General features: G+C 66.4%; 13 protein-coding genes. 3 read left to right on the forward strand and 10 right to left on the reverse strand.

Annotation, left to right across the window (positions count from 1 at the left end; translation table 11 throughout):
- The first annotated feature begins 127 nt into the window (after window positions 1-127).
- Together mprF and ASF43_RS29075 are read left to right on the forward strand one after the other, a co-directional pair.
- Window positions 128-2,749 carry a bifunctional lysylphosphatidylglycerol flippase/synthetase MprF gene (gene mprF / locus ASF43_RS29070; protein ID WP_082498244.1) on the forward strand — a complete coding sequence of 874 codons (2,622 nt, stop codon included), beginning with the start codon at window positions 128-130 and terminating at the stop codon, window positions 2,747-2,749.
- The gene (locus ASF43_RS29075) at window positions 2,746-4,083 is read left to right on the forward strand and encodes a virulence factor family protein (protein ID WP_056189660.1); all 1,338 of its coding nucleotides are present in this window, start codon (window positions 2,746-2,748) and stop codon (window positions 4,081-4,083) included. Before mprF ends, ASF43_RS29075 begins: the two co-directional genes overlap by 4 nt.
- A gap of 296 nt (window positions 4,084-4,379) precedes the next feature.
- Here ASF43_RS29075 and ASF43_RS31115 read toward each other — a convergent pair whose 3' ends face one another.
- The 5 genes from ASF43_RS31115 to ASF43_RS29080 all read right to left on the reverse strand — a co-directional run bounded on the left by ASF43_RS31115 (window position 4,380) and on the right by ASF43_RS29080 (window position 9,136).
- A complete protein-coding gene (locus tag ASF43_RS31115; protein ID WP_156373573.1) occupies window positions 4,380-4,958 on the reverse strand; it encodes a GNAT family N-acetyltransferase in 579 nt (192 codons plus the stop codon).
- Between the two features lie 381 nt (window positions 4,959-5,339).
- Window positions 5,340-6,119: a hypothetical protein gene (locus ASF43_RS31120; protein WP_156373574.1), complete on the reverse strand. Its 780-nt coding sequence runs from the start codon at window positions 6,117-6,119 to the stop codon at window positions 5,340-5,342.
- A gap of 5 nt (window positions 6,120-6,124) precedes the next feature.
- A complete protein-coding gene (locus ASF43_RS30245; RefSeq protein ID WP_082498245.1) occupies window positions 6,125-6,499 on the reverse strand; it encodes an ASCH domain-containing protein in 375 nt (124 codons plus the stop codon).
- Window positions 6,465-7,544, reverse strand: coding sequence for an N-acetyltransferase (locus ASF43_RS30250; protein ID WP_082498246.1), 1,080 nt, complete (start codon window positions 7,542-7,544; stop codon window positions 6,465-6,467). Before ASF43_RS30250 ends, ASF43_RS30245 begins: the two co-directional genes overlap by 35 nt.
- 725 nt (window positions 7,545-8,269) lie before the next feature.
- Window positions 8,270-9,136 (reverse strand): gamma-glutamyltransferase, encoded by an 867-nt coding sequence (locus ASF43_RS29080; RefSeq protein ID WP_369803361.1) that lies wholly within the window; start codon window positions 9,134-9,136, stop codon window positions 8,270-8,272.
- 97 nt (window positions 9,137-9,233) lie between these two features.
- On the opposite strand from ASF43_RS29080, the gene ASF43_RS29085 reads away from it, so the two are divergent.
- A complete protein-coding gene (locus ASF43_RS29085; RefSeq protein ID WP_056189667.1) occupies window positions 9,234-9,788 on the forward strand; it encodes a fasciclin domain-containing protein in 555 nt (184 codons plus the stop codon).
- A 110-nt stretch (window positions 9,789-9,898) separates the two neighbouring features.
- Here the strand turns inward: ASF43_RS29085 and ASF43_RS29090 are convergent, their stop codons facing one another.
- From ASF43_RS29090 to ASF43_RS29110, 5 genes are all read right to left on the reverse strand, one after another.
- Window positions 9,899-10,390, reverse strand: a complete 492-nt coding sequence (locus tag ASF43_RS29090) for a hypothetical protein (protein WP_056189671.1) — start codon at window positions 10,388-10,390, stop codon at window positions 9,899-9,901.
- A gap of 324 nt (window positions 10,391-10,714) precedes the next feature.
- Window positions 10,715-11,617, reverse strand: a complete 903-nt coding sequence (locus ASF43_RS29095; protein ID WP_056189673.1) for an ACP S-malonyltransferase — start codon at window positions 11,615-11,617, stop codon at window positions 10,715-10,717.
- Window positions 11,618-11,621: 4 nt separating this feature from the next.
- Window positions 11,622-12,479, reverse strand: a complete 858-nt coding sequence (locus ASF43_RS29100; RefSeq protein ID WP_056189676.1) for a triphosphoribosyl-dephospho-CoA synthase — start codon at window positions 12,477-12,479, stop codon at window positions 11,622-11,624.
- On the reverse strand, window positions 12,479-13,129 hold the full coding sequence (gene mdcG, locus ASF43_RS29105) for a malonate decarboxylase holo-[acyl-carrier-protein] synthase (RefSeq protein ID WP_056189949.1): 651 nt from the start codon (window positions 13,127-13,129) through the stop codon (window positions 12,479-12,481). The genes ASF43_RS29100 and mdcG overlap by 1 nt, the downstream gene beginning before the upstream one ends.
- Window positions 13,130-13,298: 169 nt before the next feature.
- Window positions 13,299-14,006 carry a biotin-independent malonate decarboxylase subunit gamma gene (locus tag ASF43_RS29110; protein WP_056189679.1) on the reverse strand — a complete coding sequence of 236 codons (708 nt, stop codon included), beginning with the start codon at window positions 14,004-14,006 and terminating at the stop codon, window positions 13,299-13,301.
- Window positions 14,007-14,008 lie beyond the last annotated feature (2 nt).

Consider the following 14,008-nt stretch of genomic DNA (forward strand, 5'->3'; position numbering starts at 1 on the left):
TTCATATACGAATCATATGTTCCGCCGAGGCCATCTACGACCGCCCACGCACCAGTAGCCTCTCAAGGCATGAGGGATTTCCCGGGCACTACATTCGCCCGATGCGTCCACCCCCCTCCATGGCGCCGTGACCGCCCCCGACCTCGCCGCCCAAGCCGGCCCGCGCGCTCCCGCACAGTGGGTGCGCGACAACTGGCTGCGCTGGCAGTCCTGGGTGTACGGCGGCCTCGCCGTGCTGCTGCTGGCCCTATTGTGGGGCGCGCTGAGCGAGCTGCTGCACGAGGTGCGCTATGGCGAGGTCATGGACGCCGTGCAGGCCACGTCCCTGCCGCAGATCGGGCTGTCGCTGCTGGCCACCGCCATCAGCTACCTGGCGCTGTCGCGCTACGACGCGGCCGCGCTGGCCTATGCCCAGGCGCAGGTCTCGCGCGGCATGCTGCTGCTCACGTCCTTCGTGGCCTATGCGCTGGCCAACACCATCGGCCTGGGCACGCTGACCGGCGGCGCCGTGCGCATGCGGCTGTACGCCGCCGCGGGTGTGGAGCCCGCCAAGATCGCACAGGTCGTGGCCTTCAACGCCAGCGCCTTCATGCTCGGCATGTCGGCCTTCGGCGCGCTGGCGCTGCTGTGGGGGGCGGCCGAGGTGGCGCACCTGCTGCAGTGGCCCACCGGCGCGCTGCGCGCCATCGCGCTGGTGCTGCTGGCCGGCGTGGCGCTGCTGCTGTGGCTGTGCGGGCGCCAGCGCGTGGTGCTGATCGCGGGGCGCTGGCCGCTGCGCCTGCCGCCGCTGCCGCTGGCGCTGCGGCAGCTGGCCGTGTCGGCCTTCGAGCTCGTCGCCTCGGCGCTGGCGCTGTGGGTGCTGCTGCCCGGCGACCGCATGCCGCTGGCCAGCTTCATGGCCTTCTACGCGATCGCCATCAGCGCCAGCCTGCTGAGCCATGTGCCGGGCGGCCTGGGCGTGTTCGAGGCCGTGATGCTGCTGGCCGCCGGCCCCTACCTGCCGACCGACGCGATGCTGGGGGCGCTGCTGCTGTACCGCGCGCTCTACTACATCGTGCCGCTGGTGCTGGCCACGGTGCTGCTGGCCGCGTTCGAGGTGCGCGCCGGTGCGGCCGCGCCCGTGGGCCGGGCTGCGGCGCCTGTGGTGCGCGCGGCGGCGCGGCTGTCGCCCCGGCTCATGGCGGCGCTGACGCTGGTGGCCGGGCTGTGGCTGATGGTCTCGGGCGTGACGCCGTTCACCGAGGACAGCAAGCTCCTGCTCCATTCGCTGGACGTGCCGCTGCCGATCGTGGAGGCCGCCCACTTCCTGGCCAGCGTGGCCGGCCTGGGCCTGCTGCTGGTCGCGCGTGGGCTGCTGCACCGGCTGGACGCGGCCTGGTGGGCTGCGCTGGTGCTGTCCGTCATCGCCGCGCTGCTGGCGCTGCCCAAGGGCATCGCGGTGGGCGAGGCCGCGCTGCTGGTGGTGCTGGCGCTGGTGTTGGTGATCTCGCGGCGCCAGTTCGACCGGCCCTCCTCGCTGTTCGCGCAGCGGCTCGAGCCGGGCTGGCTCATGACGGTGGGCGCGGTGCTGGCCGCCTGCGTGGGCATCCTGTTCTTCGCGTACCAGGAGGTGGACTACAGCAACCGGCTGTGGTGGCAGTTCGAGCTGGACGCGCAGGCGCCGCGCTCGCTGCGCGCGCTGCTGGGCGTGGCGCTGCTGGCGCTGGCCTATGGCCTGTGGCAGCTCATGCGGCCACCGGCCGGCGAGGTGCCGCCGCGGTCGGCCCAAGAGCTGGCGCAGGCAACCGCCATCGTGCGCGCCGACCCGTCGTCCGACGGCTGCTACGCGCTGATCGGCGACAAGCATTTGATGTTCTCGCCCTCGGGCAAGAGCTTTCTGATGTTCGGCAAGCAGGGCCGATCGTGGGTGGCCCTGTTCGGCCCCTTCGGCGAGCGGCGCGAATGGGCCGACCTGGTCTGGCGCTTCATCGAGCATGCCAATGCGCATGGCGGCCGGCCGGCCTTCTACCAAGTGCGGCCGGCGACGCTGCCGCTGTACCTGGACTGCGGGCTGCAGGCCTTCAAGCTCGGCGAGCATGCGCACGTGCCGCTGGCCGAGTTCAACCTGAAGGGTGCCAAGCGGCAGAACCTGCGCTCGGGCGTGAACCGCGCCGACCGCGAGGGCCTGTCGTTCGAGGTGGTGCCGCCGGCCGGCGTGGCGCCGCTGCTGCCCGAGCTGCGCGCCGTCTCCGACGCCTGGCTGCGCCAGCAGAGCGCGCGCGAGAAGGGCTTCTCGGTCGGCCGCTTCGACGAGGCCTACTTGCAGCGCCTGCCCGTGGCCGTGGTGCGGCGCGAGGGCCGCGTCATCGCATTCGCCAACCTCATGCTGACCGACCAGAAGCAGGAGGCCAGCGTGGACCTGATGCGCCACCTGCCCGACACGCCGCCCGGCACCATGGACTTCCTGTTCGCCAAGCTGATGCTGCATTTCCAGTCGGAAGGCTATGCGCGCTTCGGCCTGGGCATGGCGCCCATGGCCGGCATGGCCGAGCGGCGCCGCGCGCCACGCTGGCAGCGGCTGGGCCGGCTGCTGTTCGAGCACGGCGGGCGCTTCTACAACTTCCGCGGGCTGTACAGCTTCAAGGACAAGTTCGAACCCGTGTGGGAGGCGCGCTACCTGGCCGCGCCCAGTGGCGCCGCGCCGCTGTTCGTGCTGGCGGACGTGGCGACGCTGATCGGCGGTGGGGTCAAGGGAGTGGTGAGCAAATGAACGGATTCCAACGCGTGTGCGTCGGCGTCGCCTGCGCGGCGACCCTGGCCACGGCCCATGCACAAAGCCCGGCGCCGCAACGCTTCACGCATGGCCTGTTCAGCGACGTGCCGGTGTACCGGCCGGCCGGCGCGGTGCAGCAGTTCGTGCTGCTGCTGGTCGAGGGCCAGGCCGCGTCGGAGCCCGAGCAGGCCCTGCGCCGCAGCATGCTGGCCGGCGGCGCCGTGGTGGCAGAGGTGCCCATGTCTGCCTACCTGGCCCAGGTGCGCCAGCAGCGCGAGGCCTGCAGCTACGCCGGCGGCGACTTCGACAACTTTGCGCGCCACGTACAGGCGCGCCTGCAGCTGCCGGCCTACTTCGCGCCCATGGTGGTCGGTGCGGGCGACTACGCGGCCTACGCGTACGGCCTGGTCGCGCAGTCGCCGCCCGGCTCGTTCGGCACGCTGCTGACACCGGGCTTCTGCCCGCGGCTGCAGGTGCAGCCGCCGCTGTGCGCGGTCAACAAGCTGGCCTGGCGCGTGGTCGACGGTGCCAAGGCCGTGGACCTGCAGCCGGCCCCGATCGGCGTGCCCTGGATCGCGCAGCCCGGCGCGAGCTGTGCGCAGGACGCGCCAGGCTTCGTGGCCCAGGTGCCGCAGGCCCGCTGGCTCGCGCAGGGCAGCTTCGACGCGGCCTATGCCCAGGCCGCGGCCGGCCGCCCGGCGCTGGACGTGGCCCCGGCGCAGCTGACCGGCATCCCCGTGGTGGAGGTGCCCGCGCAGAAGCCCGGCCCGCGCTTCGCCGTGCTGCTGTCCGGCGACGGCGGCTGGGCCGGCATCGACAAGGACATCGCCGCCGCGCTGGCCGCGCAGGGCGTGCCGGTGGCGGGCTTCGATTCGCTGCGCTACTTCTGGAACGCGCGCACGCCCGAGGGCCTGGCGGCCGACCTGGACCGGCTGATCCGCTACTACGCCGCCAAGTGGCAGCGCAGCGAGGTGATCCTGATCGGCTTCTCGCAGGGTGCCGACGTGCTGCCGTTCGCGCTGAACCGGCTGCCCGAGCGCACGCGCGCCGCGGTCAAGCTGACGGCGCTGCTGGCGCCGGCGCAGAAGGCCTCGTTCGAGTTCAAGGTGAGCAACTGGCTGGGGCCGAGTGGCGACAAGCCGGTGCTGCCCGAGGCGCAGAAGCTGCAGGCGGCCGGCACGCTGTGCGTGCATGGGAAGGAAGAGAAGGCTTCGCTGTGCCCGCAGCTGGCGCCGCGGCATGCGCGGGTGGTGACGCTGCCGGGGGCGCATCACCTCGATGGGGATTACGTGGGGTTGGCGGGGAGGATATTGGGGGCGGTGGGGCCTTGATGGAGGCCGCAAGCACTATCGCTGGACTTGGCCCCGGCCAGCCACTGCCGCTCTCACCCGGGGCGGCCGGCGCTTAGCCAACACCGATTTAGATCGCGCGGTCGCCTACTCACGCATGTCAACTGGCTAGCGGGCCGCGGTCTGGGCCTTCCACTCGGATGCCTAACTATCGAACCGGGTGCCGTGTTACGAATGTGTAGTCCCCTCTTGACGAATCCGGCTGGCCCAAACCTTCCGCCGGTTCGTACTCATAGCTAAAAAATGGCAGCTACGCGCCTGTTGTTTCCCGGACCCGCTCAAACCGTTGGAAGCGCGCAGGCTGTCTCCGTGAGACGAAGAAGGGGACGGGGACGCGATACAACGTCCAATGCACATGGCAGCGGCCGATGGGAATTTTCATCCTCGATGAGCAACCCGTTGTACGAGAATTCCTGCACCTGTGGCAAATAGAGCCCTTGATAGGCGCCCGCACAAGCAAATCCGAAATGGTCAAAAATCCGAGAGAACTTGGGCAGTGCCATCTCCGAAACGGACAACAATGGTCGGGTCGTATTCAAAATATCGAATGCTCTAGTGAATAGCCGCACTCCCATCCCTCGAAACTCAAACTCAGGACGAACACGCAGCGTGCAGAGCTTGCTCTCGTCAACAGTGTGCTTCACGATCAATAGGCCTACGGCACGTCCGCCCCTCCGCTCGACGACAACAGTCCGCTCGCCTGCCGATATTCCGGGCAACACTTTAGTTTGCAGCCAAAAATCGAAACTCGGGTAAGCGCCTCTCAAGAAATCGACATCGTCGCGGACCAAACGAAGTAATTCCTCGCGCTGGTGTGGCGAAGCCAGCAAACTTGCGCGATCGAGCGTGAGTGTCACTTCGAAATCTCCTTTGCTGGGGGCTGAGAGCCGGTCATGATGCCCTGTCTTGGTTCGTTCGGCTGACCCGACGATCCCTCAGAACTATACTCCGATCTGGATTCCGCCGCATAGGATAACGTCCACTTGAGCAAATCATACACGCCGTTACCACCCACTCCCAGAGCTAGGGCACTAATAACAAAAAGCGCGATGGTGTACTTCTTCAGTTTGAATGACTTAAATCTCGCCAACATTCCGAACTCAGAGAATGAAGATCCCCCTCCAGGCTCAGGTGTCTTTTTCCATTGATAGCCCAGGCTACCCTGTACCTGCTTTCGACTATTCTTAATCGCAGCCGAAGACGAACTCAGCGGCAGAATATATCCAGCCCAAAAAGCTTCATCTTTCAATGATCGACATGCCCCTAAACAGCTTATCCTCAAACACTATGTCCTGATCCCGAGATTTCATTAGGAAAAGCTGGACCTTGGAAAACTGAACAAATCGGCCGTGCAAAATCGCCTCTATCGTCGGCGGAACCCCTCGACGGACATTAACGCGGAAATCAATAATCTCGGTTCGATTCAACGCGCCACCGCCAAATGCGTCCCCCTGATCAATTCCAACTCGATAGAAATGCTGAGGTACGTCCTTAACCCTAAAACGCACATACATCTGTTGTGCATTTTTCTGGGCTGTCGCTTGGCAGACCGCATTAGCACCATCTCGAAGTTGCTTGACAGTAAGGACGATTGAGTGGAGCACCCCCAACGTGGTTTGCCGCACTTTCACCTCCGGCTGATCCAGCGGAATTATTGCGAGCAATGAGCCATTAGAACGAGTAACAGCGCCACCAGGAGTACTAGGTGACGTGGCACTTGCCCAAACTTCGTTGAATATGGCCGACACGCCATTCGATCCTAGAATTCTTGCCGAAAGATCCTCAATTTTGGCCCTATCTAATGGCCACGGCAAAAAAATCTCAATATTCTCAGCCGGCTCAGTCGCATCGAGCATGACGCCTATGTCAAGAAACGGCGTCGTATCAATGCCTTCCTCCCAAATGTTGAAATGAACTTCTGGATCAACTCCCCTAGCACTAGCTTGCGCAAGTGAGTTACCACTTGAAGCAGTTTCAAGGCACAAACACCCGTAGAACGGCTGTATGGGAGGAGACATAACTTTTACAGATAGCAGAAGGATTGGGGCGGGACGTTCGATTCCAGATAACCCCCCAAAAGACGCGCCCGCGCGAATCGCACGGGGTTGCTGACCTTAATGGCGTGGGCCAACTTGCGATCCCGAAAATAGTCTCGGAAGAGTTCACGAGAAATCCCAGAAACCTCCCTTGCCCGTGTCCACACGGCATCAGGATGTGCGCTGTAGATTTCTTCCACTTCGAAAGTTCCAACGACCCGGCACACTGGTGACGTCGCATAGATTACAACCTCGTCGACTACTTCTCTAAAGCGAACTTTTCTGAATTCGTAACGCTTTCGGCCTGCAAGTATTGCCTCGGCATGTTCAGGATGAATAGACAAGAGAACTCGCTTTTTCATAATCTCCCGAGAGTTTTAAAACATGCTCAAATTGCGTTATGGTAATTTGAAAGAAGCCCCAATAAATACTGGCAGGAATTTTGACTTCCTCCAGCAGAGCCTTTCTATTGGGACGTCTAGATAGTGCCAAATTGTATGTGAATCTTATCAACCAAGGGTATTTTCTCGTCTTATAAAAGTTCCGAAGTTCAGCCTCCGTAAAAACGCTGTACGGATCGCAGTACTTCAAGAAGTCCGCCTCGTCGGAGAAGCTTAGTATATGTCGGAGTTCCTCAACAACACATACCGACGTGACGACTGAGGTGTAGTAGCCCGAGCCTCCATCCGCGGTCCTATAAATTAGGAGCGTATCGCCGCGCTGCAATTGGTGGACTCCACTCATTGCAGCAAGGTAGATTTTGTGGATGCTGTTAGTATGCGAGATGTCCTGTAGGATGCTAGATGATTCTGTCTTGAGTAAAGAATCAGGAAGCAATCGGCTGTGCCAAACGGGGTAAAGCGAAAGAATAAAGTGTCGACCTTGCTTTAGCGGAATACGTGGGTAGTCCAAGACGACATCCCCCTTTACTTCATCGAGTCTTCGCTCAAGCACCAACTCGCTTCCAGAAAGTCCAGGTTTGCTTGCAACCAAGAAAAATCCATATCGCCCGAACAATTCTACTAATGCTTTGTGCTTTGAAAAAACTGTCACATATAGGGCTTGCACCTTCTGAGCCACGGCCACGTCAAACGCCCTCTTAAGAAACCGCTCTCCTAGACGCGTGCCGTGTGGATTAATTTTAAATGTACCAATCTTGAGGCGATGAGCGGAGGGCAATGGCGGAATCACGTCATCGACGACGCCCGTTTCATTCTTCAAATAAAGAAATCCATCCAAGTTCCCATTCGACTTGTTCCGAAAGGTATACGCAAAATTTTCCGCTTTGCTTTTCTTACCCTCAAACCATTTGTCAAATGCAGGGTAGTCAGACTTTAGGCTATCAAAAAATGGGTCATCCAGCGAAATATTCGCAAAGGACTCGAATGCTAGTGGCGGCTGAACCATAGGAATTCTCGGCCTTCTATGAGTCTGCAATGGTGACTAGCCTACTCGGGGAACCACGATTTTCTCTGCCCTTCGCCGATAGACCCGCCTGGAGCGAATATAACGACAGACTGGAGGTCCGGCAACGCAAAAGTCTACGTAGCGTATTCGTGCTACTTCTCACCAATCCTTCTGAGTTAGAACGGCCTTACCTCGCTATTCATTCTGACGTCGTGCACCACCGATGTCCCTGACCTCAATCCCAGTTGACAAACTCGGCGGCTCGTACGCTGGACATGTTTGTCTGAGTCTAGCCGCCGACCAAGTCTTCTTTCGTGGCAATGCAGCTGTCAGGAGGGGCCATACCGCTGCCGGATCACTTATCCTCGGAGTTCTTTGATCGGACAAGTTTGCTCGGTGACTCGCGGAGAGAACCACGGGCTTGTGCCTCAATCACGGCTCGACGTTCCTAATGATCAAAGTAACAACTAAAACAAGTCTGTACCCAATCTTCGCGACCGCGCGCGTGGCGCCGCAACTGGCCAACTTCTGCTGCTCAACCCCCTGCCCGGCTCGCAGGAGGTCAAGGCCCCAAGCCATGGCCGCCTCATCGCCCGCTTTAACTCGCTACACCGTGCCCGCAACTGATGCGCGGTCATCCGCGCATGCTTACGGCGCCAGGGTATGCACCGTTTCGACAACGACGACCCGAGGTTGGCGGCGCACATCCCGCGCGCCGCCAGTCCTCAGTACCCGTTCGCCCCACCCGCGCGCCGGTTATCCGCCGCACCGTGGTACGTCGCCCGGCCATCCGTCCCGTAGCTGACCGCAATCCCAGCCAACCCGCTCGTCAGCCCCGTCTCGTTCAGCGTCCCCGCCGTGTACCCATAGCGGCTGCGCATCCCCGCAATCAACTGCGTCACCGGCTTGCCCCGCTCCAGCTGCGCCACCGAGTTGGCCGCGCCCTGCCCGGTCCAGTTGTCGGAATTGATCGCCGCCTGGATGTCCATGCCGTAGACCTGGTTGGCCAGGAAGGTCTTGACGATGTAGTCGGGGATGGGCCCGCCGCCGGCCGCGCCCCAGGCCAGCCCCACGCGGCCCTGCGCGTCCAGCGCGATGGCCGGCGCGATCGAGCTGCGCGCGCGCTTGTTCGGCGCGTAGCCGTTCACTTCGCCGCCCACCGCGCCCGCCGAGAAGTTCGACATGGCGTTGTTCAGCATCATGCCGCCGGCCTCGATGTGCGCGCCCCAGTGGGTGTTGATGGTGGTGGTCATGGCCAACGCGTTGCCGTGGCCGTCGACGATGGCCAGGCTGCTGGTGGTGTTCCAGTCTTCGTCACGCTCGGCGCGCTGGGCCAGCATCAGCGGCCCGGGCGCCGGCACGATCACGCTGGCCAGCGGGTCGAACAGCGCCGGGTCCGTCGCCACGAAGGCGGGGATGCCTTCGGCCACGCCGCCGGCCGCCACACTGGCCAGCGCCGTGCCGTTGAGCTGCGCGGCGCGGCGGTCCAGGTAGGCGCTGCTGAGCAGCGCGTCCACGCGGGCGTTGACGTTGGAATACGCCGGGCGCCGACGATGGCGTGGCACCCCATGTAGGACGTAGCCCCCTTCCACCGGCTCAGCCGCGCCGTGCCTGATCCGTCAGCACACCGGCCGCGTAAGTGAAGAGCCGCCGCGCATTCCCGTGGCGGACCTTCCAACAGGAGCTCGCATGTACCGCTTTTCCCAACTCGCCCCATTCGCCCTGGCCGCCGTTCTGTCGGTCAGCGCCGTGACTGCCATCGCGCAGGTCACCGTCGGTGGCGCACCGATGCTGCCGACCAAGGACATCATCGACAACGCCGTCAACTCGAAGGACCACACCACGCTGGTGGCGGCCGTCAAGGCGGCCGGCCTGGTCGACACGTTGAAGGGCACGGGCCCGTTCACCGTGTTCGCGCCGACGAACGCTGCCTTCGCTGCGTTGCCGGCCGGCACCGTCGACACGCTCTTGAAGCCGGAGAACAAGGCCACGCTGAGCGGCATCCTGACCTACCACGTGGTGCCGGGCAAGGTGGACGCGAAGTCACTGATGAAGATGATCGATGACGGCAAGGGTTCCGCATCGTTGAAGACCGTGGCCGGCGGCACGCTGACCGCCAAGTCCAGCGGCGGCAAGGTGATGGTCACGGACGAAAAGGGCAGCACCGCCACGGTGACGATTGCCGACGTGATGCAGTCCAACGGCGTGATCCACGTGGTCGACAAGGTGTTGCTGCCCAAGTAAGCCGCCTGCTGGCGGGCGGGCGGGCGCATGCGCCGCGGCGCGCCGGTGCCGAGCCCAGGCGGCCCACACGCGGCCGCCTGCGCATCGCCGCAAGCGGGCCAAGGCGCTGCTCACACGCTGCCGCGCAGGGCTTGGCACAGCGCGCTGTCCGGCTGCTCGAAGCCCTGCACCGCCTGCAGATGGTCGGCGCCATCCTCGGGCGCTGGCGCGCTGCGGTTGCCAGCCGCCTGCCAGCCCGCATGGAAGCCGTGCGACTGCTGCGCAAACGCATCCTGCGCGGCCCCGCCCCAGGCCAGCACCACCGGCGTGGCACACCGCCGCACATGGCGCACGGGCGAGCTGCGCTGCACGATGCCGTCGTCCAGCTGGATCGCCGGCTGCGGGTAGCCGCCGCGGATGAAGAAGAAGACCGGCGCATCGGGCACATCGGCCGTAAAGATGTCCAGCGTCTCGCCGCGCGTGGGGCCGTGGGCGATGCCCAGCCGGTGCGGCAGCTCGCGGCGCGCCTGCTCGCTGCGCTCGGCCAGTTGCCGGTTCGAGGCCGCAGCGTCGGCCACGCGGCGCAAGGGGTCGTAGGCCTCGTCGATCTCCGGTTGACCCATGAACCTAGATTCGGCAGTTGACCGCTCGCAACCTTAAGGAATGCCGAATGAACACTCAACTTTGCGTCTTCGATGGCCTTCACCTTCTGGGTGACAGCGCTATGCACCCGCCGGCACCACGCTCGCCACGCCATGCGGCGTTGCTCCTCCTCGCGCACAGGAGTGCGCCGCGTCGTCGCGCCTAGCCTGGCACGCCGATCGCGGCACCTTCGGGCGCATCCAACTGCCGAATCTAGGATGAAGCCGTGGGGAAAGGGCGTGGGCATGGCGCGCAGGTCCGCGTGCGTATGGGGGCCACGATCGTGCGGCCAGTCGCCGCGCCGGCTATGCGTGGCGCGCCACCCACTGCACCAGCGCATCCACACGCCGGAACTCATCCGCCGAACGCGCCTGTACGTCCGGGTAACGCTGGTTCCACATGCGCGCCAGCGCGGCGCCGGCGCCGATCTCCAGCACGCAGTCCACGCCGCGCGCGTGGAGGTTCTCCATGCATTCGTCCCAGCGCACGGTGGTGGCGATCTGCGCGGCCAGTGCGCTGCGGGCCTGCTCGGCGCTGGCGATGCGGTCGGCTGCGTTGCTGAAGAGGGCCGTGCGCGGCCGGGCGCACGGCACGCCGGCCAGCACCTGGGCGAAGGCCTCGGCCGCGGGGCGCATGGCGGGCGTGTGCGAGGGCACGGTGACTCGCAGGCGCGTGCAGTGGGCGCCTTCGTGCACGGCGGCGGCTTCGATGCGGTCCAGCGCGGCGGGCGGGCCGCCAAGCACCACGCTGTCGACCGCGTTGCGGATGGCGATGGCCACCGGGGTGCCGGCCAGCAGGCGCGCGAGCGTATCCGGCGCGATGTGGCTCACGCCCAGCAGGCCGCCGGGCGCCTTCGCGGCGCAGCGGTCCATGGCAAGGGCGCGGGCGTGGGCGAGGTCGAGGGCCGTGCCGGCGTCGAACACACCGGCCGCGCTGAAGGCCGCCAGCTCGCCCACGCTGTAGCCGGCCATGGCGGCGGGGGGTGGCAAGTGCGGCGCCAGCTGGAACCAGGCGGCTAGCGCCACGCCGGTGAGCAGGGTCTGGGCGTTGGCGTTGCGGGCGGCCCAGTCGGCATCCATCAGGCTGGTGCGCCAGTCGGCCACGGCCAGGCTGGCGTTGACGCGGCGGGTCAGCGCGTCCTCGGCCAGCCAGGGCAGCATGTCGGGATGCTGGCCGCCCTGGCCGGAGAACACGAGCGCGTAGGCCATCAGGTCACAGCGCTGCGACGCGCTGCAGCCAGCAGGCCGCGGCCACGGTGTCGGCCGCGCCGCCGGGCGACAGGCGACGTGCCACGAAGTCGCGGCCGATGGCAGCGGCCACTTGCAGCGCATCGGGCTGCGCGGCGCCGCCAGCCGCGAGGAAGCCGCGCGCCGCCGACTGCGCATGGCGCAGGCCTGCCAGGCCGCCGCGCAAGGCGAGGTTGCTGTCGTCCAGCACGGCCATCACGTGGAACAAGGTGTCGAGCCGGGCCAGGCGCGGGGCCAGGCCGCGTGCACGCGCGGCGGCCAGCGCGGGCATCGCCGTGTCGAACAGTGCGGGGAAGCCCGCCGCCGCTTCATGCGATGCGCCTCGCAGGCCCAGGCGGCGCGCGACCAGGCCGCCGGGCAGAACAGGCACACGTTGCGCGCGGGCCGTGAGCGCATCGCCCCAGCGCTGCCGCAGCATCGTCCGCGCTGCGTCGGGCTGCAGCGGCTGGCCGGCCTGCGCGAGCGCGCCGGCCGAGGCGCACAGCAGGCCCAGCATGAACACCGCGCCGCGGTGCGTGTTGATGCCGCCCGTGGCCGCCAGCATGCGCGCCTCGGCGTCCATGCCGCAGCGCTCCAGGGCCGCGAAGGGCGCGCCGGCCGCGCCGAGTGCGGCGATGCGCGGGAAGTAACTGCGCAGCGCGAACAGGCTGCGCACGAAGGTGCTGGCGTCCATGTCGGTGTGGCTGCCGTTGTCGGTCAGCGTAACCAGGCCGGGCTTCGGCGCCAGCGCGAGTTCGTCGTACAGCGCCAGCGTGGCGGCACGGCCGATGGCCTGCGGTGTGATGGCGCCGTGCGCGAGCGGGCTGGGCTGGTGGGCGTGCATCACACCGTCTCCGCCAGGGGCCAGAACGGCGCGTGGGCCAGGGCCACGCCGTCGAGCCGCTTGACCAGCACGGAGGGCGTGCGCCTCGCGCGCCAGGCCAGCCACTCTTGCCAGGCGACCGCGCTGCCGCACGGGAACATCAGCTCGCCATCCAGGCGCAGGCCGTAGGACCACGATTGCAGCAGCACGGCCACGGCATCGGCCTGCGCGGGGCCGTCCACGGCGATGCAGAGGTCGATGTCGGAGCCTGCACGCAGGTGGTCCAGGCCCGTGAGCAGTTGCCAGCCGTGGCTGCCGTAGACATGGGCCGGCGAGCCGAACGCGGACAGGCCGCCACACAGCGCGCGCCAGGGTTGGCGCTGGGGCGCTGGCAGCAAGGGCGACAGGCGGCAGGCGAGCGGGAAGGCGTCGAGCCGCGCGATGTGGTCACGCGGCACCGCGAGTGCGATGCGCCGGCGCTGCCAGCGGCCCGGCGCGGGCAGGCCCAGGCTCACGCTGTCGTCGCCCTGCGGGCGTTGGCGCGTGACGACCAGCGGCAGCCCATGTCCTGCCCAGTGCGCCAGACAGTCGCGCGCCTCATCGTCCCAACAGCCCGCCAGCACGCGCTGCCAACCGGCATCGGTGAGCAGGGCGAGCTGGTGGCGGCGCAGCGGCTGCTCTTGCTCCCTCTCCCCTCGTGGGAGAGGGCTGGGGAGAGGGGGCGGCGGCCGTGTCACACACTGCGTTGCCTGATCGGCCACCCCCTCTCCCCCAGCCCCTCCCCCGCGAGGGGGGAGGGGAGCCAGAGCGCGTGGCGCGTGGGGGTGGAGGAGGCCCATGTCAAACCGCTTCGAGTACCCGCTGCGCCACGGCCGCCGCCAGCTTGCGCCCACCACGCGCCGCCCCGTCGCGCGCGCGCTCGTCCACCACCGGCGTGTCCACCAGCGCCTCGCGCAGCGCCGCCTGCAGGTCGCCCTGCCACAGCGCGCGCACGCCGCCCATGGCCACGTAGTTGCCCACGCCGGGCGCGAACACGGGGTTGGCCTTGGACAGCTCCGTGAGCATCGCCTCGGGCAGCTTGGTCACGCGCGCCATGGCCGGGATGCGCATCACGCGGATCTCGGCCTCGGGCAGCGCGTAGCAGGCGTCGGCGATCAGGCCCGAGGTGATGAAGCCGCCCGACAGCGCCTGGTCGTACACCAGGCCGATCACGCGGTGGCCGCTGCGGCGTGCCAGGTCGATGGCCATGCCCAGATGCGCCATCGCGCGGTTGATGCCCAAGAGCTCGTCGCGCCGGCGCAGTTGCTGGCCCTGCGTGTCGATCAGCAGCACGATGGGCCGGCCGGGGTGTTGGGCGATGGTGTCCAGCACCACGCGGGCCTGGGCCAGCGCCAGCGCCACGCCGATCGGGGCGTGGCCCGTGGTGCCGACCACCGTGATGGCCGCACCGTCCAGCGTGGCCGTGCCGTGCAGGAAGTCGCCCTCGGCGCGGATGCCGTGCGCGGCGCCGAAGAGCGTGGTGGCCAGCGTGTTCCAGTCAGGTGTCATGG

Origin of the sequence: Pseudorhodoferax sp. Leaf267, assembly GCF_001422405.1 — a bacterium.
GTDB lineage: Bacteria > Pseudomonadota > Gammaproteobacteria > Burkholderiales > Burkholderiaceae_C > Pseudorhodoferax.